The 23,052-nt window shown below is 46.8% G+C and carries 19 protein-coding genes and 1 pseudogene; 17 read left to right on the top strand and 3 right to left on the bottom strand.

Annotated features, from left to right (window positions below; translation table 11 throughout):
- Window positions 1–24: 24 nt before the first annotated feature.
- The 4 genes from rsgA to spoVM all read left to right on the top strand — a co-directional run bounded on the left by rsgA (window position 25) and on the right by spoVM (window position 2,103).
- A complete protein-coding gene (gene rsgA, locus DMB88_RS19655; RefSeq protein WP_128102706.1) occupies window positions 25–942 on the top strand; it encodes a ribosome small subunit-dependent GTPase A in 918 nt (305 codons plus the stop codon).
- A gap of 1 nt (window position 943) precedes the next feature.
- Window positions 944–1,603 (top strand): ribulose-phosphate 3-epimerase, encoded by a 660-nt coding sequence (rpe, locus tag DMB88_RS19650; protein ID WP_128102705.1) that lies wholly within the window; start codon window positions 944–946, stop codon window positions 1,601–1,603.
- 2 nt (window positions 1,604–1,605) lie between these two features.
- Window positions 1,606–1,857, top strand: coding sequence for a hypothetical protein (locus tag DMB88_RS19645; protein WP_056696385.1), 252 nt, complete (start codon window positions 1,606–1,608; stop codon window positions 1,855–1,857).
- A gap of 165 nt (window positions 1,858–2,022) precedes the next feature.
- Entirely contained in the window at window positions 2,023–2,103 is an 81-nt protein-coding gene (gene spoVM, locus DMB88_RS19640; protein WP_019424875.1) for a stage V sporulation protein SpoVM, read from the top strand.
- A gap of 192 nt (window positions 2,104–2,295) precedes the next feature.
- Here the strand turns inward: spoVM and rpmB are convergent, their stop codons facing one another.
- Window positions 2,296–2,484, bottom strand: coding sequence for a 50S ribosomal protein L28 (rpmB, locus tag DMB88_RS19635; RefSeq protein WP_024631107.1), 189 nt, complete (start codon window positions 2,482–2,484; stop codon window positions 2,296–2,298).
- Window positions 2,485–3,122: 638 nt separating this feature from the next.
- On the opposite strand from rpmB, the gene DMB88_RS19630 reads away from it, so the two are divergent.
- From DMB88_RS19630 to glsA, 9 genes are all read left to right on the top strand, one after another.
- On the top strand, window positions 3,123–4,931 hold the full coding sequence (locus DMB88_RS19630) for a DAK2 domain-containing protein (protein ID WP_128102704.1): 1,809 nt from the start codon (window positions 3,123–3,125) through the stop codon (window positions 4,929–4,931).
- A 30-nt stretch (window positions 4,932–4,961) separates the two neighbouring features.
- Window positions 4,962–5,825 (top strand): DegV family protein, encoded by an 864-nt coding sequence (locus DMB88_RS19625; RefSeq protein ID WP_128102703.1) that lies wholly within the window; start codon window positions 4,962–4,964, stop codon window positions 5,823–5,825.
- Between the two features lie 10 nt (window positions 5,826–5,835).
- Entirely contained in the window at window positions 5,836–7,881 is a 2,046-nt protein-coding gene (recG, locus tag DMB88_RS19620) for an ATP-dependent DNA helicase RecG (RefSeq protein WP_128102702.1), read from the top strand.
- A gap of 287 nt (window positions 7,882–8,168) precedes the next feature.
- Entirely contained in the window at window positions 8,169–8,456 is a 288-nt protein-coding gene (locus DMB88_RS19615; RefSeq protein ID WP_128102701.1) for a stage VI sporulation protein F, read from the top strand.
- A 316-nt stretch (window positions 8,457–8,772) separates the two neighbouring features.
- A complete protein-coding gene (locus DMB88_RS19610; protein ID WP_128104517.1) occupies window positions 8,773–10,416 on the top strand; it encodes a sensor histidine kinase in 1,644 nt (547 codons plus the stop codon).
- A 15-nt stretch (window positions 10,417–10,431) separates the two neighbouring features.
- Window positions 10,432–11,259: a LytR/AlgR family response regulator transcription factor gene (locus DMB88_RS19605; RefSeq protein ID WP_128102700.1), complete on the top strand. Its 828-nt coding sequence runs from the start codon at window positions 10,432–10,434 to the stop codon at window positions 11,257–11,259.
- 120 nt (window positions 11,260–11,379) lie between these two features.
- Window positions 11,380–12,675 carry an L-lactate MFS transporter gene (locus DMB88_RS19600; protein WP_128102699.1) on the top strand — a complete coding sequence of 432 codons (1,296 nt, stop codon included), beginning with the start codon at window positions 11,380–11,382 and terminating at the stop codon, window positions 12,673–12,675.
- A 183-nt stretch (window positions 12,676–12,858) separates the two neighbouring features.
- Window positions 12,859–13,341: a GNAT family N-acetyltransferase gene (locus DMB88_RS19595; protein WP_128102698.1), complete on the top strand. Its 483-nt coding sequence runs from the start codon at window positions 12,859–12,861 to the stop codon at window positions 13,339–13,341.
- Between the two features lie 89 nt (window positions 13,342–13,430).
- Complete coding sequence (gene glsA / locus DMB88_RS19590; protein WP_128102697.1) at window positions 13,431–14,372, top strand: glutaminase A; 942 nt, start codon at window positions 13,431–13,433, stop codon at window positions 14,370–14,372.
- A gap of 281 nt (window positions 14,373–14,653) precedes the next feature.
- On the opposite strand, the gene DMB88_RS19585 is transcribed toward glsA, so the two are convergent.
- A complete protein-coding gene (locus tag DMB88_RS19585; protein ID WP_128102696.1) occupies window positions 14,654–14,995 on the bottom strand; it encodes a YolD-like family protein in 342 nt (113 codons plus the stop codon).
- Window positions 14,992–16,234: pseudogene (locus DMB88_RS19580) on the bottom strand (DNA polymerase IV). The gene DMB88_RS19585 and the pseudogene DMB88_RS19580 overlap by 4 nt, the downstream one beginning before the upstream one ends.
- A gap of 859 nt (window positions 16,235–17,093) precedes the next feature.
- Here DMB88_RS19580 and DMB88_RS19575 point away from each other — a divergent pair.
- From DMB88_RS19575 to DMB88_RS19560, 4 genes are all read left to right on the top strand, one after another.
- Window positions 17,094–19,319, top strand: coding sequence for a hypothetical protein (locus DMB88_RS19575; RefSeq protein ID WP_128102695.1), 2,226 nt, complete (start codon window positions 17,094–17,096; stop codon window positions 19,317–19,319).
- Window positions 19,320–19,529: 210 nt separating this feature from the next.
- Complete coding sequence (locus DMB88_RS19570; RefSeq protein WP_128102694.1) at window positions 19,530–20,738, top strand: HEAT repeat domain-containing protein; 1,209 nt, start codon at window positions 19,530–19,532, stop codon at window positions 20,736–20,738.
- Window positions 20,739–20,760: 22 nt separating this feature from the next.
- Window positions 20,761–22,161: a glycosyltransferase family 2 protein gene (locus DMB88_RS19565; RefSeq protein WP_174715303.1), complete on the top strand. Its 1,401-nt coding sequence runs from the start codon at window positions 20,761–20,763 to the stop codon at window positions 22,159–22,161.
- Between the two features lie 31 nt (window positions 22,162–22,192).
- Entirely contained in the window at window positions 22,193–22,996 is an 804-nt protein-coding gene (locus DMB88_RS19560; protein ID WP_128102693.1) for a response regulator transcription factor, read from the top strand.
- Window positions 22,997–23,052 lie beyond the last annotated feature (56 nt).

The raw sequence follows: 23,052 nt of genomic DNA, 5'->3' as shown, positions 1-23,052 counted from the left end.
AATTCAAAGGAGGGCGACGGAGCTATGCCTGAAGGTATCATCGTTAAAGCGCTAAGCGGTTACTACTATGTCATGCCACTGGAAGATAACGGGGTGCCTTCGGTTGAAGGCTCTGCCGTTCAATGTCGAGCTAGAGGCATTTTTAGAAAGCGAGGCACTTCACCGCTTGTGGGTGACCGTGTTAGCTACATGTTGACTGAGAATGGGGAAGGGACAGTAGATGAAATTAAACAGCGTGAGACGGAACTGATCCGTCCGCCTGTGGCTAATGTAAATCTCGCTGTTCTCCTGTTCTCCGTCAAGGAACCGGATATGAATCTGAATCTGCTGGACAAGTTCCTTGTTCATATTGAACAGGCAGGACTGGATGCGCTAATCGTGGTAACGAAGCAAGATCTAGCTGACCCCGGAGCAGATGATAAAGATACTGTTGCTGAAGTGAAGGCGCTCTACGAACAGATTGGTTACGAGGTCATCTCGACCAGTTCGCGAACCGGGGAAGGTAGTGAACTGCTGAAGGAACGTCTTGCAGGTCAGATTAGCGTATTTGCAGGTCAATCCGGGGTAGGGAAGTCTTCTATGCTGAATGCCTTGATGCCAGGTCTTACGCTGGAAACGAGTGAGATTAGCATGCGTCTAGGACGAGGCAGACATACCACTAGGCACGTGGAGTTGATTCCACTGGATAATGGCGGCTTTGTTGCTGATACGCCTGGATTCAGCCAGCTGGACTTTCTAGAGATTGGTGTAGAGGAGCTTTCCACCTGTTTCCGTGAATTTGCCCAGTATGCAGAGCAGTGCAAATTCCGAGGCTGTACACATACCCATGAACCATCATGCAAGGTACTTGAAGCTAAGGAAGAAGGACTAATCGCAGAAAGCCGGTACCGGCACTATGTGTTGTTTCTAACAGAAATGAAAGACAAGAAGCGGAGGTACTAACATGATTAAAATTGCCCCATCCATTTTATCTGCTGATTTTGCCCGTCTTGGTGCAGAGGTAGCGGAAGCTCAAACCGCAGGTGGAGACTGGATTCATGTTGATGTCATGGACGGTCACTTTGTCCCTAATATTACGCTAGGCCCTGCAATTGTAAAAGCCATTGCGCCTCATACAAGCTTGCCACTTGATGTGCATTTGATGATTGAGAACCCTGAGCGGTATGTTGAGGAGTTTGCCAAAGCTGGCGCTGCGGTCATTACCGTTCATGCTGAAGCTTGTGTGCACCTTCACCGTGTTATTCACTTGATCAAAGAACAGGGTGTAAAAGCGGGCGTTGCTTTGAATCCGGGTACACCTGCTAGTGCGATTCAGGAAGTTCTTGATGATGTCGACTTGGTGCTGGTCATGACGGTTAACCCAGGGTTTGGTGGACAAGCCTTCATCTCTGGAACAATGAACAAAATCAAGCAGATTCGCAGTTGGCTGAATGAAAAAGGTCGTCATGACGTTCATATTGAAGTCGATGGCGGGATTGCTGCCGATACGGCTCCACTCGTGGTGGAAGCTGGCGCGGATGTACTCGTTGCAGGAAGTGCAGTATTTGGACGTGAAGATCGTGCAGCAGCAATTACTGAAATTCGCAACAGCTACGGGGGATAAACATGAATCTGAAGGAGACGCTGTGGACCATGGCTGCAAGTCTCGTTACAGGATTAGTGCTTGCTTTATTTGCGGTAGTACAATCTCCATTTAATGCATTTACCTCTTTACTTGGGGTTGGAATTGTCATTTTGTACTTCCGTAAATTTGACCGAACGAGACTTCGGGTTACATTTGTCATTTTTAGCATACTCTACTACTTAATGAGTGTATTCATGATCGCTGTCTATCAATTTGTTCCGACTCAGATGTAAATGCCGTGTTTCAGGCTCGTCATTATGGAATAGGGACAGGTAGTTCCGCATAAATATGGTTACATGAGCAGGTTTCTCATGTAGCCTTTTTTGTCGTGTTTGCGGTGGAGAAGGCATGGAGCATAGGATACGGCGGATGTATGAGCATGATGGGGAGGGTGAAGTATGAAATTTTACACGTTCAAACTGCCGAAGTTTTTGGGAGGGTTTGTGAAGGCGATTCTTAATACGTTTCAAAAGAACTGATCCATTACAATGCGAATACCGCCGCTTTGTTGGCTTCAGAGCGATCTGGAAAGTAGCTTTCGAAGCACGATGCGGCGGCCATTCACATGTCTATGGTGTTTAAGGTGGGGGCTTTCATGTTTAAATACCAAAAAAGCACCTGCAATAGACAAGGTGCTTTTTGCTTATCCGATTTATAGTAGCTTTGCGTGATTATACGCGAGTCACTTTACCGGCTTTCAGTGCACGGGTGCTTACGTATACACGTTTCGGTTTGCCGTTCACGAGAATGCGGACCTTCTGAACGTTTACGCCCCAAGAACGACGGTTACGGTTGTTAGCGTGGGATACGTGGTTACCGGTGCCCGGTTTCTTACCTGTCACATAACATTTGCGAGACATAGATTACACCTCCTATCCTAAAATAACCAGTGCCTTCGGAGAGACGAAAGTCATTCCACAAGGACTAAATTGTTCTACCTGACTAGAAAAAGTCAGTTTCCAGTAGCTAATGGGTTGTTCAAGCCAGCATCGCCGGATCATTTCCATTACTAAACCTGCCTAAAACAATACTTGAATATAATATCATATTGAAAAAAGCTTCGTCAACTGATCCAAAAACTTTATTTATTTCTCCTGTCTAATATAGTACAATGTTGAATAGTCCATAATACAGCGGTGAACAGGCTTTTGCCGCGGGGAAGCCGGAGAAAAGACCGGCCTTAAAGGTCGGGGGTCTGCTTTTTGGCAACGCTGCGCGCTGCGGCATTCCATCATTGGCACCAGTCTCCATGCGGCATTCATGCCGGCTCTCGATACCGGTGCATATCCGTATGCCCCGAACTTGGGGCTGTAATTGGTTGCAGGATATCGGTGGTCAGGCCGCCCAGACCGTTAAACCCGGCTGACATGTTGTATTATATGCCTATGCCGGACAAGGTATGGACGAAGAATAACGCGATAGCGTTAACGCATGAACAGACCAGATAACATCTTGGTGCAAGATGTTCGTGTATCAAGCTAGGAAGGGGAATTCTCACTTGAGTATACGTTCTTTAAATGGAACAGATTTCACCGCAATGGTACTTGCCGGAGCGGAACAACTTGGGCAGCATGCAGAGCACGTCAATTCCCTGAATGTGTTCCCTGTGCCAGATGGCGACACGGGAACGAACATGAATTTGACAATGAGTGCAGGAGTCGCTGAGATTAAACGCAAGAGCTCCGCCTCAATCGGAGAAGCTGCTGGTATTTTATCGAAAGGCCTGCTTATGGGTGCTCGCGGCAATTCCGGAGTTATTTTATCGCAATTGTTCCGAGGATTCAGCCGTTCTGCTGCGCCTTATGAGGAACTGAATACAATCCAATTTGCGGCAGCCCTCCAGAATGGTGTGGATGCAGCATACAAAGCAGTGGTAAAGCCTGTAGAAGGCACCATTCTGACCGTAGCTAAGGAAGCTGCTAAGCATGCGAACTATTACGCTAGACGGACGAATGATATCACTGAATTAATGAATGAAGTATTGTTAAAAGCAAAAGAAGCACTGGCGATGACTCCAGAATTGCTGCCTGTACTGAAACAGGTAGGGGTTGTGGATTCAGGTGGTCAGGGGCTTGTATATATTTACGAAGGCTTCATGGAAGTTCTGTTGCAGCAAGATGGAGGAAGTCTGACGACTTTGCCAAAAGAAGTTTCACCTTCGGTGGCGTCTTCTGCTCTCAAACCTGCTGCGAAGCCGGAAGTAACACCTGCGAAGCCTATACAACAGGTTATCGCGCCAGAGATGCCTTTATCGGCACAAGCAAGACTTGTTACGGAAGATATTGAATTCCTGTACGATATGGAATTTTTCATTAACCGTCAGCTTGGCGACAACGCAGGAGTCACATTCGATGAGGAAGTTTTCGAGAAAGCGTTATCAGTGAACGGAGATTCCATTATCATTATTGCCGATGATGAAGTCATCAAAGTGCATGTGCATTCCAAGACGCCTGGCGATGTACTGAACCTGGCTCTACGCTATGGTGAAATTACGCAGATTCACATTCTGAACATGCGTGAGCAGCATAGAGATCTGCTTACTGCAGGTATGGATATCGCGCCTTCGCCTGAACTGTTTGCGGAGATTCCACCAGAAGCGTCGCGTGGTCTCGAGGAAGCTGTACCACCTGCGGATGAGATGGCACCATATGGATTTATCGCTGTATCTTCAGGTGAAGGTATTGCTGAGATTTTCCGTAGCCTTGGTGTGGATGTCGTGTTGTCTGGTGGTCAGACAATGAATCCGAGCACGGAGGATTTTGTGAAAGCGGTGCGTTCAATCGCAGCGGAACAGATTTTTATTTTGCCGAACAATTCTAATATCGTACTTGCTGCAGAGCAGGCACGTGAATTGCTGGAGGACGAACGCCGTATTACTGTAATTCCAAGTAAGACCATTCCACAAGGCATGGCGGCTGCTTTTGCGTTCCAGGAAGATGAATCGGCAGAGGTGAACCGGGATCAGATGCTGGATGCTCTGGCACGAGTGCAATCGGGCCAAGTGACCCATGCGGTGAGAGATACCCAATATGATGAACTGGATATTAAGGAAGGTCATTATATCGGGATTCACAACTCCAAAATTGTGGCTACGGACGAAGATCTGTTGCAGGCATGCCAAGGTTTGCTTGCACGCATGTTAGAGAGTGGAGACGAGGTTGTTACCCTGCTCGAAGGGGAAGAGGCGTCTTCTGAGGTTACAACTGCGCTGGTTGCATGGCTCGAAGAGCAGTATCCAGATGCTGAAGTAGAGGTACATGCTGGAGGACAGCCAGTTTATTATTACTTGTTCTCTGTAGAGTCTTAGTGTTCACCTAGCCAAGAAGGAGGGGATCTAGTGAGCCACAAGGTTGCGATCGTAACGGATAGTACAGCAGATATACCGGAAGAACTTATTCGCAAGTATGGGATTCATGTTGTGCCGTTGCGTGTATTGTTTGGTGAAGAAACGTATGCTGACGGAGTTGAACTGACCCCAGAGGAGTTTTATACGAAACTTGGAAAGGCTGCGACATTGCCAACGACGTCACAACCTTCTCCAACCGAGTTCATGAACGTATATCAGTCATTGCTGGATGAGGATCCGGAACGTGCCATCGTATCCATTCACTTGTCGTCTGGCATGAGTGGCACTTATCAATCAGCTCTGCTTGGCAAGTCTTTGTTAGAGCGTGAAGGTGACATTACGGTGCTGGACTCCAAGTCGGCATCTTATGGATATGGGTTGCTGGTGGTGCAGGCCGCTGAACTAGCCTTACAAGGCAAGTCGGCATCCGACATCGCTAGTGCTGTAGAAGGTATGCACCGAACGCGTAAGCTGTTCTTTCTTGTGGATACGCTGGAGTATCTACAGAAAGGCGGTCGGATTGGCAAAGCGGCAGCGATTTTTGGAACCCTTTTGAATATTAAGCCGATTCTATCTATTGATGAAGAAGGCATTATCTATGCCGTAGAGAAGGTTAGAGGTCAAAAAAAGGCCATGGCTCGCATCATTGAGCTGTTTCAGCAGGATTTCGCGGGTAAACGCGTGAATGTGGCAATCGGCCACACCGCAGATCCCGGATCAGCTATTGCTTGTGCAGAGCAGTTACGTGGGCATTTTACACTGAATGAGGTAGTGTATACCAACATTGGCGCTGTCATCGGTAGCCATGTCGGTCCTGGTGTAATTGCGATCTTTATGTGGCCTGTTCCGGAATGAGGGATTAGACATGAAATGGGATGAAATATCCGTAAAACAAATCAACGGCGTGAGTGCTCTCAAAGAGGGAGAGCTTCACGCCTTTGGCATCTCTACTGTAAAAGATTTATTAGAATATTATCCGTTCAGATACGAGGATTATCGTCTGCGTTCTCTCAGTGAAGTGAAGGATGGAGACAAGATCACGGTTCAGGGCCAAATTATGGGCATTCCTGTGTTACAAAGATACGGTAAGAAATCACGGCTTACGTGTAAGGTAATGACCGAGGAGTGGATGATTACAGCTACGTGGTTTAATCGACATTTCCTGAAAGATCAGCTAACGCCTAACCGTGAGATTGTCATCACTGGCAAATGGGAACAAAAGCGCATGCAGATGACGGTATCCGATTCCGAATTTCCCGATAAAGGGGGAGGACGTTCAGGTACACTTCAGCCTGTATATTCAGTAACAGGTAAGATCACACAATCGTGGATGCGCAAAACCATTCAGCAAGGGCTCGTGCAATTTGGTGAGTTAGTTCCTGAAATTTTGCCGCGGAGCTTGTTAAATAAATATAGTCTCATGCCTCGTAAACAAGCGATTGCTGGAATTCATCATCCCCAGGATAACCAGGAAGGCCAGCAGGCCAGACAACGGATGGTGTATGAGGAACTTTTTTTATTCCAACTTAAAATGCAGGCCTATCGAGCCCTTAATCGAGATCGCATGGATGGGGTCGTGCATACGACGGATAATACGACGATTCGTGAATTTGTACGCAGTTTGCCGTTTGAACTGACAGATGCTCAGAAGAAGGTAGAGCTTGAAATTTTGCATGATATGCGCTCGCCTTATTCGATGAACCGCCTGCTTCAGGGAGATGTAGGTTCAGGCAAAACTGTCATTGCGGCGATTGCTCTCTATACTACGGTGCGCTCTGGGTTTCAGGGGGCTCTAATGGTGCCTACAGAGATTCTGGCAGAGCAGCATATGAGATCATTGCAAAAGCTGTTCGAACCATTCGGTGTGACCGTTGGCCTTCTGACAGGTAGTGTGAACGGCCGCAAACGTAAAGATCTGATTGCTTCCTTACAAATGGGCATGATTGATATTGTAGTAGGGACGCATGCTCTGATTCAGGAGGATGTATTCTTCCGTGATTTAGGACTTGTGGTTACCGATGAGCAGCATCGTTTCGGTGTGAATCAGCGTAGTGTTCTCCGTCGTAAAGGGTATAACCCGGATGTGTTGACGATGACAGCTACGCCGATTCCTAGGACACTGGCGATTACAGCTTTTGGAGATATTGAAGTATCTACGATCTCAGAACGACCTAAAGGGCGTATCCCGATCTCCACCTACTGGGTGAAGCATGACAAGATGGAGCGGGTACTGGGCTTTATATCCCGAGAAGTGGATCAAGGGCGGCAAGCCTATCTGATCTGTCCACTCATTGAAGAGTCGGAAAAACTGGACGTTCAGAATGCGATTGATCTGCATGTGCAGATGCAGCAGAATTTCCCGAACTATCGTGTGGGCTTGCTTCATGGACGAATGACGGCGACGGAAAAAGAAGAAATGATGCGTGACTTCTACAGTAACGATATTCAGCTTCTCGTTTCCACGACGGTCATCGAGGTAGGGGTGGACGTACCTAACGCTACGCTTATGGTGATCATGGATGCGGATCGTTTTGGATTGTCACAGCTCCACCAGCTTCGGGGCCGGGTTGGCCGCGGGGCGCATGCTTCCTACTGTGTGCTTATTGCTGATCCAAAATCAGAAGTTGGACAAGAACGCATGAAGGTTATGACGGAAACAGATGACGGTTTTGAGGTTTCCAGGCGTGACTTAGATCTGCGCGGTCCTGGTGATTTCTTCGGCACCAAGCAGAGTGGCTTGCCCGAGTTTCGATTGGCCGATATGGTTGCTGACTTTGCAGTATTGGAGCAGGCCAGAGATGACGTCTCCAGTTTAATTACAGACGCAAACTTCTGGACATCCATCGACTACGCACCACTGCGTGAGTATTTACAGGGGCAGCAAGTGTTTCAAGGCGACCTCATCGATTAACTTAGAGGATGTTCAAAAAGTCCGTTTTTGATTACGATAGATGCCAAGCGGCATCATCAGCGGCGAAGATGGGACTCAGCCGAAATGTCCGTTGCTCACGTAGCTTGATCTACGCTCCGCTACTCCATTTCTAGCTTCGTCCCATCTTCTTGGTACTGAAAAGCGGACTTTATCGAATAGATGATAAAGTCCGGTTTTCGTATTTCCTTAGGAAAAAGGTCAAGTGTACAAGCCCTCCTGTCATATGAATAAGAAGTGAGTTCATTATTCAGGAGGTGCTAAGTCCGTTGGGTTATCAACAATATGGAATTAGTCCGCAGTTAGTGGAGCGGATCAAAAAAAAGATGAAAAATCCTGCTGTAAAAGAGCGTATCAAAAAACTAATCGATGGTGTAACAAAGTCGGATCTCCAGGATCGTGCAAAGGTGAGAAGACTTGTGAAATCTTCAGCAGTCATTATGAATGAGAGCTTTTCGCCTGCTCAAGAGGAGCAATTTGTAGCCTTTGTGATCGCGCAGAAGATTGACCCGAATAATACGTTCCATCTGATTAAGCTATGGGGAATGTTTAGGTGAGGTATTCGATGCGATGTTGGGTTTATCACATCGGACGATGATGAGTATTGAGGGGTTGTCCTATTTGTCATGAACATGACGAGGGACAGCCCTTTCGTATTATTAGGACAACCAGAGATGTAATCATATTTACTTTTTATGTCTAAGTGAATCTATCTGGTGTTTTTTAGGGATGACTTTGCTTTCCTGTGGGGGTAGCGGTAAACTGTTGCATACGAGCATGGTGAGCAGGTTCTACACAGTGGAGCTTGAACTAACAGAGTTACGCTAATGTCTAACAGATATGGAGGAAGTTCGATTGTCTGAAATGTTTATTATGTTGCTTGGTTTGTTTGAACGGGCGGCATTGTTAATTATCTTTTTATTCTTTTTGTCCAGAGTTCCCCGGTTTAGGCAGATCCTGCAGAAGGGCAAATTAAGGTGGCAGGAATATGTAGCAGTTACACTACTGTTCTGTGCTTTTGCTATCTTCGGGACATATACGGGAATTAATGTAGAGGGTTCTCTTGTCAATGTACGAATCATCGCTGTGTTATCTGGTGGTATTTTGTTTGGCGCACCTGTGGGGATCATTACGGGGATTGTATCTGGAGTACACCGTTATTTGATTGATATGGACGGAGTAACGGCTGTTCCTTGTCTCATCACAAGTATTATCGCAGGTCTCGTATCTGGTTACATTCACAAGTACACCCCTAAGTCCAAACGCTGGATTATCGGGATCGCCGCTGGAATGATCTGTGAAGCACTTACGATGTTACTTATTTTGTTGTACTCCTATCCAGACCCACTGGGGGCAGATATCGTTTCTCAGATTGCACTGCCGATGATTTTAGGTGAGATGAATATCGGGTTGATTGTGCTTCTGGTGCAGAGTGTTGAAGGGGAAAAAGAAATGATCGCAGCTCGTCAGGCGAAGCTCGCATTAGATATTGCCAACAAAACGCTGCCGTATTTCCGTTCCATTGACGAAGATTCTCTTCGTACCATCTGCCGAATTATTCAGGAGGATATCCAGGCAGATGCAGTAGCCATTACCGATACACGAAATGTACTCGCTTATGTGGGATTTGGTGAAGAACGGTATCATATCGGAAATGAGATTATTAGTGAGATGACGAAGAAAACGATCTCCAGCGGTGAGATTACCATTAGTAATGATGTGATCGATGAGAAAACGCCAGATATTCACTCCCTGCTCATTATTCCGCTAGAAGAGCGGGGCGAAGTGACAGGTGCGCTCAAAATTTATTATCGAAAAGCGTACAAGATTACGTATCCTTTGCAAACGATGGCGGTAGGGCTATCACAGATTATTTCCACGCAGATGGAGGTATCCCGTGTTGAGGAGATTAAGGCTGCTGCGAACAAAGCAGAGCTTAGAGCTCTGCAGACGACCATCCATCCTCATTTTCTGTTTAATGCGTTAAATGCTATTGCCTCCTCCATTCGTACCAAGCCTGATCGAGCAAGAGAGTTAATTGTGAATTTGTCAGGATATATGCGCTATAATCTGGAGCTGTCAGACGAACTGATCGATATTCATAAGGAACTAGAGCAGGTTCGTAATTATGTGGAAATCGAAAAGGCCCGCTTCGGTAGTAGGCTGCAAGTGATCTATGAGATTGATGAGGTCGCTGTGCATATTCCAAGTCTGGTGATTCAGCCGCTTGTTGAAAATGCCATTATCCACGGCATTCTTAAAGGGAAAGGCCCGGGGACGGTTCGTATTCGAGTACAGGATTATCCTGATTTTGTGCGAGTGGGTGTCAGCGATACAGGGGCAGGTATCCGTCCAGATATTATTGAGAAGGTGTACCATGATCGAATGCCCGGGAATCAGATCGGATTATATAACGTACACCGCCGTGTGAAGCTTATTTATGGACAAGGCTTAACCATTACTCGGCTGGAACAAGGAACAGATATTTTATTTGATGTGCCCAAAGGAGATGCATAACAAGGTGATTGGTCGATGAGAGCCCTTATTGTTGAAGATGAGATCCTCGCGAGTGAGGAATTGAATTATTTAATTCAGGAGCACAGCCAGATTGAAGTCGTTGCTTGCCTTGAAGATGGACTGGATGTGCTGAAGTTTCTGCAAGAGCAGGAAGTTGACGTTATTTTTCTGGATATTAATATTCCTTCGTTAGACGGTATGACGCTGGCGCATCATATTGGAAAATTTGCCCGTAAGCCTTACATCGTATTTACGACAGCGTACAAAGAACATGCAGCAGAGGCATTTGAGTTGGAAGCGTTGGACTATATATTGAAGCCGTATGACGAGAAACGCATTGCAGCCATGCTGCACAAGCTGGAATCGACATTCCGCCGGGATCAGGAGCAGGGTGAGCATGAACGTGGCATGAACGATAGATCCATTCTGCATACGGCTCTTGTTCATGACGATTCGTCTGTATCAAGCTCGGCATCTGGAACGCAACAGGTGAAGGAAGCGAACAGCCATGATGTGAGGCGGATTAACCTGTTACGGAACGACAACATCATTGTGACGGATACTACGGATATTTATTATGCGGAAGCACAGGAAAAGGTAACCAAGGTGTACACGAAAAATGGTGAATTTACGATGCCCGTTAGTATTACGGATTTCCATGGACGTTTACCACAAGAAACCTTCTTCCGCTGCCACCGTTCATACTTGGTGAATCTAGCCCAAATTCGTGAAATTGTGCCTTGGTTTAACAATACGTATCTGCTACGCCTGCGTGATCTGGAGGCAGAAGTGCCTGTAAGTCGTGGAAAGGTAAAAGAGTTCAGGCAGCTCATGCGCATTTAGAGGCATTTCATTCCCGCTCTGATGCAACTCATGCCAAAATCGGTGTAATGAATCCCCTTTCATGTATGATTAGCTTGTGAACGCATTCATGCATCTGACATCGGCAAAGGGGAGATCACGATGAAAGCAAACATTTCATCAGCACCTAATATGGCATCATCTACTGAATCTACATCCATTAATCGCTGGCTTATTGTACTTGGCACTATTATTGTACAGATGGGTCTAGGTACAATTTACACATGGAGCTTGTTCAACCAACCGCTCTCCGATCGATTCGGATGGGATGTTAGCTCTGTTGCGATTACTTTTTCAATAACGAGTTTTGCATTAGCATTTGCTACATTGTTTGCAGGACGTTTGCAGGAACGATGGGGTCTTCAGCGCCTGATCCGTATTGCAGGAATTCTGCTTGGGCTTGGACTTGTTCTTAGTTCTCAAGTTACTTCGTTAACACTGCTCTATCTTCTGGCTGGATTTGTGGTTGGATTTGCAGACGGTACTGCTTATATCACTTCATTGTCTAATCTGATTAAGTGGTTTCCCGAGCGCAAAGGTCTGATCTCAGGTATTTCGGTCGGAGCTTTTGGTACAGGCAGTCTTCTGTTCAAATATGTGAATTCCGCACTTATTAGTTCGGTAGGTCCTGCTCAGGCATTTATGTACTGGGGAATCATCGTACTCGTTCTGATTGTGGCAGGCTCGTTCTTGATCCGTGAAGCAGTTGTTCGTAATCAAGCTGCAGCCGGCAAAAAAGAGGGAGACCAACCATCGAATGTACGCCAGGATTATACGGTCAAAGAGATGCTGCGTACAAAAGAAGCCTACATGTTATTTGTTATTTTCTTCACGGCATGTATGAGTGGTTTGTACCTTATCGGAATTGTGAAAGACATCGGTGTTCAGCTCGCGGGTCTAAATGTAGCCACGGCTGCTAACGCGGTTGCTATGGTTGCCATATTTAATACGGCTGGCCGCATCATCCTAGGTGCATTGTCGGATAAAGTAGGACGGATGAAGGTCATCGCTGGAGCGTTGCTGGTGACGGCAGTAGCCGTGATGACACTGAGTTTGGTGCCGCTAAGTTTTGGAGTGTTCTTCGCCTGTGTGGCAGCCATTGCTTTTTGTTTTGGCGGGAATATCACAGTATTTCCAGCCATTGTGGCCGACTATTTTGGATTGAAAAATCAGAGCAAAAACTATGGTGTCATTTATCAAGGGTTTGGTTTTGGTGCACTTGCCGGATCATTTATCAGCGCATTGCTGGGCGGGTTCCATCTTACCTTCATCGTGATTGCCGTTCTCTGTACGATCTCCTTGTTGCTTGCATGTATCATTACACCTCCGGGGCAACAACGTCGTACACGTCAGCGTGAAGGAAAGCTGAGTCTTCATCCTTCATCCCGGGCAAGCTAATCTAGAACGGACATATATATTGGAATATGTAATGAGCCTGAGCGACCTCTAAAAGGTCGCTTTTTTTTTGCGGTTCGAACCTGAAGGTATGGGGGATGTGCATTGCATACTTTGCTTCTGGTATACTCTAGGGGAAATCAAAAGGGCAAGCCCTGATGTTAATTCAGAGGAGGTACGAATATAATGAATTTTATGAAATACACAGAGCCTGATTTTGCAGATTATTATGCGCTTGTCTCCAATAGTGAAGTGATGAAACAGATTACCGAACGTGCATTTCCTGAACAGGAAGCAAGAGAAGAATTCGGAAGCATGCTGGACTACAACCTCAACAATGATACCGGATTCTATCGGGTCTCTGGCAAGGAGGGAAACGGCATAGCTTACGCCAAACTAATTCCAGATGAGGCTAATCCAGATCGAGCGGAGATCGGATATATGATACTGCCTGAACATTGGGGACAAGGTCATGGGACTTCCATTGCCGCTCGGTTAATTATAAAGGCACAGGCTGCAGGCATTAGTAAGCTCTACGCCGTAATTGATCCCACGAATGCAGCTTCACGTCAAATACTGCTTAGACAGAACTTTGTTTCCACTTGGGTAGGCGATTATGACGGGTTACCCGGAGAGATACTCGAACTGAACTTACGAGCGAAACGCTAAGACGACGATAATATGGTAAAGGATTACCCACTCCGGGTAATCCTTTCTAATACCGTAAGATAATAAGCAGAGAGATGGAGGAGATGGAGATGAGCAATTCTACGATGGAGCGACTAAACTCACTACTGCCCGAATGGTTGGAAACGAGCCGTTTGCATACAGGGCAAGGTAAGGTGGCTTCCTATATTCCGGAGCTGGTCAAAGCTTCGCAGGATGCGCTTGGCATACATATCATGGACGCGGAGGGTAACCATGTATCAGCTGGCGATTGTGGTGTACCTTTTACGATGCAGAGTATTTCTAAAGTGTTCACCTTAATTCTCGCTTTGATGGATCATGGAGAAGAAGCTGTATTCTTTAATGTAGGAAAAGAACCGACCGGCGACGATTATGACTCCATGATCAAGCTCGAATTGGTTGAACCAGGTATTCCATTTAATCCACTGATTAACGCTGGTGCAATCACCGTATCCTCCCTAATTGCAGGCGATTGTAAGGAAGAAAAATCTCGACGTATCCTAGAGTTTTTCCGTAAGCTGGCAAACAATGAACGACTAAACTATAATGAGGCCGTATTTCAGTCTGAGTCCGAGAGCGGTCATCTAAACCGATCACTTGGATATTTCCTCAAGCACAACGGGGTGCTCAAGGATGATGTCGAAGATGTACTTGCGGTGTATTTCCGTCATTGCTCGATTGAGGTAACCTGTGCGGATCTCGCACGTATGTCATTGGTGCTTGCTTACAATGGGACAGACCCAATCACCGGAGAAGAGTTAATTCCACGTCGTTATGTACAGATTGCCAAAACATTTATGACCACCTGCGGAATGTACAATGCATCCGGTGAATTTGCTATCCAGGTTGGACTGCCTGCGAAGAGCGGTGTATCTGGAGGGATTTTGACGCTTGTGCCAGGTCAATTCGGTATAGGACTGGTGGGGCCGGCTTTGAATCGTAAAGGAAACAGTATAGCCGGGGTGCATTTGCTTGAGCGTCTCTCTAAGGAATTCGACTGGAGCTTCTTCTAAAGAGGTTGTTCAAAACCGATCTTTTTGAACACGCACTAAAAATGCGAGACATACCCTTAAAATGATCTTTTGAATCACTTCTAGCTCCTTTTGCTTCTTTAGTATGAGAGGTGCTGCCGTCGGTATCGTTATTCTTAACACATGAATTGAGTCCATTCCATGTAGGAAAGCAGTCCTGTCCCATTTAATTTAGCTGCAACTATCCCCGCAGATTCGCAAACCTGACTTTGCGAGTGAATAGTTCCTATTGAGGATATAGACATGTGTATGTGGGAGATGTATTAGTCACTGGCTAGAGTGACATCTGTGATCAGATTCATCTGAATGTCCCGAGTCCCGTTATCCGTAAGTAGCTTAAGGGTGCGGGCGGGACGGTTCATTCGCAGCACCTGCCCGGTGATACGAATATCGTCATATTCGTGGAACAGCGTAATGGTAATGATATCTCCTAACACCATCGAATCGCTGAGTAAACGAGACATTTCCTCTGCCGCTTGACTATCCAGAGAAGGACGAGTGCGTGGAGCCAATTGCTCTTGATGAAGAATATAAGCTTCCCGGTGTTCAGGAAGCATCATGCGAGAAGATTCAAAGAGTCCGTTTTGCTGCAATTTTTTACTCATTTGTAATGACCTCCAATTTTATGAGAACGATCCTGTGCTTGGGCAGATGAGCATAGGGAAGAGGCCCGCATAATCGCGGTATCTCCGAATTTGCGTTTGATATCATCTGTGGCGCGTTCCAGTTCTCTTTTTCGTTCACGATCGTCGAACCAGGATAGCTGTATGTCGGAATCAGCGACCAGTCCGGTTAAGGATACGCTGATTCGACGGATGGGTAATCCGTCCCAATGGCGTAAGAAGAGGGCGGCTGCAGCATCGTATACCTCATCCGTAATGTTCGTAGGTTCATTCACTTTCATTTGGCGCGAAAAGCCAGTAGGACGATCATAATCCTGTCCACGACATCCGACAGATACGACATTGCCCATCAGTGATTTGTCCCGTGCACGCCGGCTAACCAGCTCGGCTAGTTCAAGCAACACAACCTTGATGTCCTCCCAGGACTCATAGTCCCGAGGCAAAGTCATCTGATGCCCGATCCCCTTTTGCTGGTGGGCATATGTTCCCGGCTTCACCGGAGAATCGTCTATGCCACGAGCAATTCGCCACAACACCTCACCGTTTACGCCCCAACGATCTCGAAGTCGGGAGAGCGGAGTCTGAGCCAACTCACCAATCGTGTGAATGCCCATCTTATAGAGATGATTCGCCATCCGAGAACCAACCATAAACATATCTCTGACTGGTTTCCGCCATAATGTTGTCTGTACGTCCTTACGGGGATCGTGTAGATGCCTCCAGGGACTTTTTTGGCATATAGATCACAAGCCATTTTGCTGACGACCTTCGTGTCGCTAATACCAATACGGATGTATATGCCAGTCTCGTCCATGACTCTGGATTGAATGCTCTTAGCGATCATTTCCGGACTGCCGAACAGATCAAGACTTCCGGTGACATCCAGAAACTGCTCATCGATGCTATAGGGTTCAACAAGATCGGTATACGTCTGTAGAATGCTCGTAATGTGCAGGGAGACCCGAATGTACTCCGCCATTCTTGGGCGAATGACAACAACGTCCGGACATTTCGCTAAGGCTTCGCCTAGTCGCTCAGCAGTCGTAATGCCATAGGATTTGGCCAAAGGGCAGGCTGCCAGAATAATACCCGAACGGCGTGCGGATCTCCGGCTACAACGAGTGGACGATCCTTGTATTCAGGGTGTGCAGATTTCTCTACGCTGGCATAGAACGACTGGCAATCGGCTAGCATAATGACGCGTGTGGCTTTGCGGGGCATAACAGTCTCTCCTTTGACTTCTCAATCCATAGGGTTTGAATCAAAATAGGTTCATTCTGATTGATTATTTTACAGTTTATTTACAGTATGGAACATGTGTTCTTGTTTTATAAGCATATCTGACAATTTAAAATGCGGCAAGCGGAATTATTTTGCAAATTGGACACAAATACGAAATAGCTTGGTGAAGAGCAGATTGTAGGAAATAAGATGTGGATTTTTACATTTAATGTTAGAGATCTGTGACCTCTGGGCGATGACCCCCTGTTCATTCGATGATTTGTAAAAGGGATATAAATGGGCACAGTCCTACAGTGCAGGACTGATGTCCTTTTTTGATTTTCTGCATTTTTCAGAAAAGCTTGATAGGACGCGGATTTTCACTGATGCGTTATCGGACTATAGTATCAATTTTGTAATCTTTATGGTTAATACTGTAAAAAAGGCCGCAACTTTAAAAAACAACCTGCGTTTAATGGGATAAGTGTCCAAGCACACTCAGAGGCTGTAATCCGCGTTGCATATAACAATAACAGGCATATACGTCCGTAGAGGAATGGAACGTAAATCCTCCGTTTACAGGGGGAAGATACAACGGTGAGCAGAGGATGAAGTTCCGAGGGACGGTGTACTAGTTGATGGTGCATTTTACGAATAATGGGCAGAATGTTGCAGTTTATGTTTGCTCCCATCAGCCTAGTTACAAATGCAGACGCTTAGCGCTATAGTGAGAACTACACCGCTGACAGCTCTATCCATTGCGGTCATCCCATGCGGAATATACCGCGTGTCTTCCTGTTTTGATCCATAACACAGGCATAAGACGGGATGCATACTAGAGAGGTGAGCAATCGAGAGCATGAGTAGACGAAGACGAAAACGCTGGATGCTAACGGTGCTGGCTGGAGCCGTAGTATTGACCGGAGGGATTTTTGCCGGCATGTACTATATGCAGCCCAAACTGGTCACCTATACAGCGCAGAATGGTACAGAAATGAAGTTTAAAACAGAGGGAGACCGGTTCATGGAGTACGGATCGGACGGTACGTGGAAGGAGATGTTCGTCAAAGGCGTCAATCTGGGCGCAACGTCACCAGGACACTACCCAGGAGAATTCCCGCTGACTAAAGAGGACTATCAGAGGTGGTTCCAGCAGATTCAGGATCTGGGCGCTAATGTAATCCGGGTATATACGGTTCACGAACCGATTTTTTACACAGCCTTGGTCGATTATAATCGCGGTAGGCAGCAGCCCTTATATTTTATACAGGGGATATGGTCGCCTGAGGAAGAGTTGATTGAGAAGCAGGATGCTTATCTCGACCATATCGAACAAACGTTTAAACAGGAAATTGAAAAAGCAGTATCTGCTGTCTATGGGGATGCAGACATTCCTGATAAACCGGGAGCTTCTAGCGGGAAGTATAAGGCGAATGCAGGGAAATATCTGATGGCGTGGCATGTAGGAACCGAGTGGGATCCTATGATGGTGGATAACACGAATAAGACACATCCTGATGTGCCGCAGTACAAGGGAGTTCATTTTTCGGGAACCCCAGATGCTTCACCATTTGAGAATTGGTTGGCCGAATTGCTGGACTACACCGCTGTATTAGAGAAAGAGTACGGTTGGGAGCATCCAATGACGTTTACGAATTGGGTGACGACCGATGTACTCGACCATCCAGGTGAACCATTGTATGAAGAGGATCTGGTCAGTGTGGATGCCCGTCATATTGAGTCTAAGGACTGGCAAGGAGGATATTTTGCAGCGTATCATGTGTATCCTTATTATCCTGACTTGTTCCACATCGATAAGACGCTTCAAACGATCAAGGATGCCAATGGAGAGTACAACACGTACAAAAGCTACCTACGCAAGCTCAAAGCCGAGTTTTCCGATATGCCTGTAATGATTACAGAGTACGGTGTACCTTCCTCGCTTGGTATTTCTCATCTGGGCATGGGAGGAAGGAATCAGGGAGGGCATAACGAGGCAGAGCAAGGTGAGATCGACGCTTCCCTGACTCAAGATATCTACGATGAAGGGTATGCAGGAGCGATCTTGTTCATGTGGCAGGACGAATGGTTCAAGAAAACCTGGAACACGATGCCACTCGAAATTCCAGCAGACCGACGTGCGTATTGGTTAAACGTGCTGACCAACGAGAAGATGTTTGGTTTGCTCGCGATGGATCCTGGGAAACAGGAGCAGTTGACCATTGATGGCAGCTTGGATGATTGGGAGCAGCTGAAGGATGATGAGGTAACGGTCTGGCAGGGGAAAGTGGAGGGCATTCAGGAGATGAAGCTGACGCATGACGAAGCTTACCTGTACATCGGCATGACCTTAGATCAGCCATTTGACCCGGATCAGACGGTGCTGCACATTGGTACAGATACACTTGCAGGAGGTAATCAGCCTGGCGAGCGACTTCCTGATCGAACGATCAGTGATGGACTCGAAACGGTAATCACGTTGGGGCAGGATGCTGAATCTCAAGTGGAGATCGCCAAGGATTACGATTTTAATCGTCGTTTGTATGGCAAGGATGGCTATGATATGTTGCCTGAGGATTCAGCGGATTCAGCTAATCCATTCCAGCCGTGGAACCTGGCGGTAAGCCTGAGGATGACACCGCCGGATACCAGATCGGCTCACCCATTTATGAACGAAAAGGTGGGGGCGCTGAAGCGAGGAACTACAGCGGCAGGGCAGTCTGATACAGATTCGTTAACAGCCTGGCAGTATAACGGAAATCAGGTGGAGATGCGAATCCCTTGGATGTTACTTGGGTTCGGTGATCCAAGCTCACTACAGGTCATCAGCTATGGAGCACTTCAGGAAGGACGACAGTTCCAAACTGAAACCGTAGAGGGCGTTACACTGGTTCCTTGGTTGATGGAGCGATCTACTGGTAAGGTATCATGGCCAGGAGGCGAAGCGAACACACTGGACTTGAAGACATTGCCTATGTACAAGTGGCAGCCTTGGGAGCAGGTAGAGTACAGCGAACGTTTGAAGCTAAGTTATGAGGAAATGAAGAAACGTTTTGAACTAATACCTAGTTTTCAGACCGAATAAATCAATATAAGGAGGTTGTTCAAAAAGTCCGCTTTTGATTACGAAGGATGCGTAAGCGGCATCTCAGCATCGAATATGGGATTCAGCCGAAATGTCCGTTGCTCACGTAGCTTAATCTACGCTCTGCTACTCCATTTCTATCTTCATCCCATCTTCTTGGTACTGAAAACCGACCTTTTTGAACACGCACTATAAGGAGGACTTTTTCACATGTTTCCCAATTTGGCACTGGCTTATCTATTTCTATATATCTGTATAGCGCTTGTTGTTGTGGGCGTAATCCTGCTGTTTGCCATGAAAATGTCCCACAATGGCAAACAGCGCAAGATGGAGTGGTACGAATCCAAACAGCGGGACTACTTTACGTACTTGCAAACTGCACTGACGGAGAATCGTGAACTGAAGCTGCCACCAGGCAAGCTTGCTCCGTTAGAGCGCAGAGTCATCCAGAATAAGTTGATTGAATGGATCGATCAGTTCAAGGGAGAGTACCGCGACAAATTAATTGCCTTGTGCCGTGAGTCAGGGTTTGTAGAGCATGATCTGAAAGAACTGGGCAGATTGCGTTACGGTCGTCAGATCGATGCGGCGTATCGCTTAGGGGGCATGCGTTGTCCAGAGGCTGTTCCGGGGCTGATGGAATTGCTGAAGGATGAGAAGCCTGGTCCGATGGCCATCATGATTGCTCGCTCGATTGCGAGAAGCACGGTTCGTCAAGGGGAGTTAAAGGAAATGCTTGAGGTGTTGTTAACCAAAGGCAAATCCATTCATCACCTAGCCGCAGATATTCTGCTTGAAACAAGCATGGATACGAGTAAGCTGTTGATTGAATTATTGGAGGACCGTAATCCCGATTTTGTAAAAGTAGGACTTGTAGCCATGTGGGGACAGGCTGTTCCAGAAGTGATGCCTGCTCTTCACAGACTGGTAGGCGCAGAGCAGCAGGATGTGCGTGCTGAGGCAGTGAAGCTGTACCTTAGTGCAAGTCCTGCACTACGAGATGAGACGATTTTGAAATTAATGCAGGATGCAGATCCCGAGGTACGTGCCGAAGTCGCACAAGCGCTGGGCTCCAAGCATGCATCAGGCAGTATCCCGTTACTTCGCAAAGCGCTGCGAGATGAAGATTGGGGAGTGCGATATAACAGTGCCGAAAGTCTGGCGAAGCTGGGCGAGCCTGGATTCGAAGCATTGTGCCAAGCTGCTGTACAGGGTACAAATGTTGAGCGTGAAATCGCGATGCAGCAGATTGAGAGCACGATGCAACACACGGGAACAGATCATAAAGCTGTTGAACAGATGATCGCACATAACAAAAAAAGGCTGCTCTATGATCGGTATTTTGGCTCACCAATAGACCATCGCACAAGCAAGAAACGTACAGGTGTGGCAACGGTAGGAGGGGATTACACTGCTTAGAGATCTATTATTAATCTACGGTATGGTGGCTATATATTATGTGGTTTTTGTTAACACACTATATTTCTCCATCTTAGCCCTTTCATTCCGCAACATATGGACGATATTCCGGCGTTCGCACTATTCCAAATACAATACGTTGTCAGGCTCGGAACTGGTGCCCTCGGTCTCCTTGCTGGTACCGGCATACAATGAGGAACTGACGATTATTGAAAATGTAAACTGTCTCATGACGCTGAATTATCCAACGTATGAGGTTATCGTGGTTAACGATGGTTCCAGTGACAACACGTTGAAGGTGTTGCTGCAAGAGTACAATCTTAAGCCCATGACCAATACGAAAATGCATGGCAAAATTGCATGTAAAAACATACGGGGCATTTATCATAATCCAGAATTCCCGGATCTGTATTTGATCGATAAGGAGAACGGTGGTAAGGCGGATTCACTTAATGCAGGTATTAATCTGTCTCACTACCCTCTTATTTCTTCGATCGATGCCGATTCGCTTCTGGAGAAAGATGCCTTGATCCGTATGGCACGCATGTACATGGAGAACCCGGAAGAGACGGTAGCGATTGGTGGCGATGTTCGTATAGCCAATGGCTGTAAGATCGAAAACGGAGCCGTGCAGGATGTATCGCTTCCTCGCAAAATGTGGCCAATGTTCCAGTCTATTGAGTACCTCAAAGCCTTTCTCGGCGGACGAATTGGCTGGAGCCACATGAATGGTTTGATTATCGTATCAGGTGCTTTCGGTATGTTCCGTAAGGATGCAGTTATTGCTGTCGGAGGCTACCGGGACGGTTATCCTGGGGAGGACATGAACATTATTATCAAGCTTCACCGCTATATGCTGGAAAATAAATTGAAGTATCGCGTGGCCTTCTGTCCTGAAGCGGTATGTTGGACACAAGCTCCCGATTCCTACCGGATCTTGTCCAGTCAGCGCAAGCGTTGGGGACGGGGAAATCTGAAGAACATGCTCGAGAACCGTGGCATGCTGTTCAACCCGAAATACAAAGTAATGGGCATGGTGACGATGCCATACAATGTCATTTTTGAAGCACTCAACCCGTATTTCCGGATTACCGGACTTCTGGCACTCGCCGGATACGTGCTGATGGATATGACGCAGTGGCCGATTCTCGTGTTGTTCGGATTGTTGAACTTTGTGAGTGGTTATCTGCTGAGTGTAGGCGCGCTAGTGCTGGAGGAAATTGCATTTAAGCGTTACAACAAGCTATCTGATTTGGTCAAAATGCTGGTATTCTCTGCCTTGAAATTTGTAGGTTACCATCAGCTCGGTGTGCTCTGGAGATTGCAGGGTCACGTTCAGTTTATGCAAAACAACAATTCATGGGGCACGATGACACGCCAGAGCTGGTCAGAAGAAGAAAAGGGTACAAGCGAAGCTGCTTGATCATAACTGAAGGAGAAGGGTGGAAAAGAACATGCCAAATACGGCAACATTGCAGCGTGAGACTGCGGTCAATGTGTATCGAAGTGTAGAGCAAGGGTTGAAGGAAACGGGTGCCGGAACATGCGGTTTAATGTTCATCCACTGTGCAGGGAATATTCAGCCAGAGCAGCAGATCCGAACACATTTGGAACAGACGCATGATTATGATTTTCAGTTGTGGAAGGATGGAGCTACGCAGACGATTGCGGTTCTATTGCCGAGATTAACCTTGGATGAGATTCACTATGCAGGACTTCGGATCAAGCATGAGCTGCAGGAAACGGTACCTGGTGCCGATCCACAGATTACACTGGCTAGCTTCACGGATAAGGATCGTCCTTCGCAGGCGACCATTCAGCATATGGCTGAATCCTCGAAGCTGGTAGATTCATCTGAGATTCATATCTATACGCTGGACAAGACATCAACAGATCCGGAACGTATTTTGATTGTAGATAATGATCCAACCGTGCGTGAGTTTCTGCAATTGCGATTGAAGATGCAAGGCTACGAAACGTATGAAGCTGTAGATGGTCTGGCTGCACTGGAGCTTATCGAGAAAGTGACACCGGATCTGGTACTGACTGAATTGAACCTGTATGGCATTGACGGCTTGCCGTTCATCCATCATATCCAGAAGTTAGAGATAGAGCAGCCGCCCAAAATCGTCGTTCTGACGGAGCAGCGTGTGGAGCAAACGATCAGCCAATGCTTCCGTAGCGGGGTTGATGATTATATGACCAAACCGTTCTCACCTGTAGAGCTGGATGCTCGTATTCGGCGGTGCCTGCACTAAATAGTTGTGAATTTATGCAAATGCCAAAGAGATAACGATAGACAAAAAGAACAAAT

It is taken from the genome of Paenibacillus sp. DCT19 (assembly GCF_003268635.1).
Classification (GTDB): Bacteria; Bacillota; Bacilli; order Paenibacillales; family Paenibacillaceae; genus Paenibacillus.
The sequence above is the reverse complement of the archived record's forward strand: the minus strand, read 5'-3'. Positions and strand labels throughout refer to the sequence as shown.

Excerpts from the sequence above, each read along its gene's own strand:
- rsgA (WP_128102706.1), top strand. The coding sequence starts at position 25 with ATGCCTGAAGGTATCATCGTTAAAGCGCTAAGCGGTTACTACTATGTC.
- rpe (WP_128102705.1), top strand. The coding sequence starts at position 944 with ATGATTAAAATTGCCCCATCCATTTTATCTGCTGATTTTGCCCGTCTT.
- DMB88_RS19645 (WP_056696385.1), top strand. The coding sequence starts at position 1,606 with ATGAATCTGAAGGAGACGCTGTGGACCATGGCTGCAAGTCTCGTTACA.
- spoVM (WP_019424875.1), top strand. The coding sequence starts at position 2,023 with ATGAAATTTTACACGTTCAAACTGCCGAAGTTTTTGGGAGGGTTTGTG.
- rpmB (WP_024631107.1), bottom strand. The coding sequence starts at position 2,484 with ATGTCTCGCAAATGTTATGTGACAGGTAAGAAACCGGGCACCGGTAAC.
- recG (WP_128102702.1), top strand. The coding sequence starts at position 5,836 with ATGAAATGGGATGAAATATCCGTAAAACAAATCAACGGCGTGAGTGCT.
- DMB88_RS19610 (WP_128104517.1), top strand. The coding sequence starts at position 8,773 with ATGTTGCTTGGTTTGTTTGAACGGGCGGCATTGTTAATTATCTTTTTA.
- DMB88_RS19605 (WP_128102700.1), top strand. The coding sequence starts at position 10,432 with ATGAGAGCCCTTATTGTTGAAGATGAGATCCTCGCGAGTGAGGAATTG.
- DMB88_RS19600 (WP_128102699.1), top strand. The coding sequence starts at position 11,380 with ATGAAAGCAAACATTTCATCAGCACCTAATATGGCATCATCTACTGAA.
- DMB88_RS19595 (WP_128102698.1), top strand. The coding sequence starts at position 12,859 with ATGAATTTTATGAAATACACAGAGCCTGATTTTGCAGATTATTATGCG.
- glsA (WP_128102697.1), top strand. The coding sequence starts at position 13,431 with ATGAGCAATTCTACGATGGAGCGACTAAACTCACTACTGCCCGAATGG.
- DMB88_RS19585 (WP_128102696.1), bottom strand. The coding sequence starts at position 14,995 with ATGAGTAAAAAATTGCAGCAAAACGGACTCTTTGAATCTTCTCGCATG.
- DMB88_RS19575 (WP_128102695.1), top strand. The coding sequence starts at position 17,094 with ATGAGTAGACGAAGACGAAAACGCTGGATGCTAACGGTGCTGGCTGGA.
- DMB88_RS19570 (WP_128102694.1), top strand. The coding sequence starts at position 19,530 with ATGTTTCCCAATTTGGCACTGGCTTATCTATTTCTATATATCTGTATA.
- DMB88_RS19565 (WP_174715303.1), top strand. The coding sequence starts at position 20,761 with ATGGTGGCTATATATTATGTGGTTTTTGTTAACACACTATATTTCTCC.
- DMB88_RS19560 (WP_128102693.1), top strand. The coding sequence starts at position 22,193 with ATGCCAAATACGGCAACATTGCAGCGTGAGACTGCGGTCAATGTGTAT.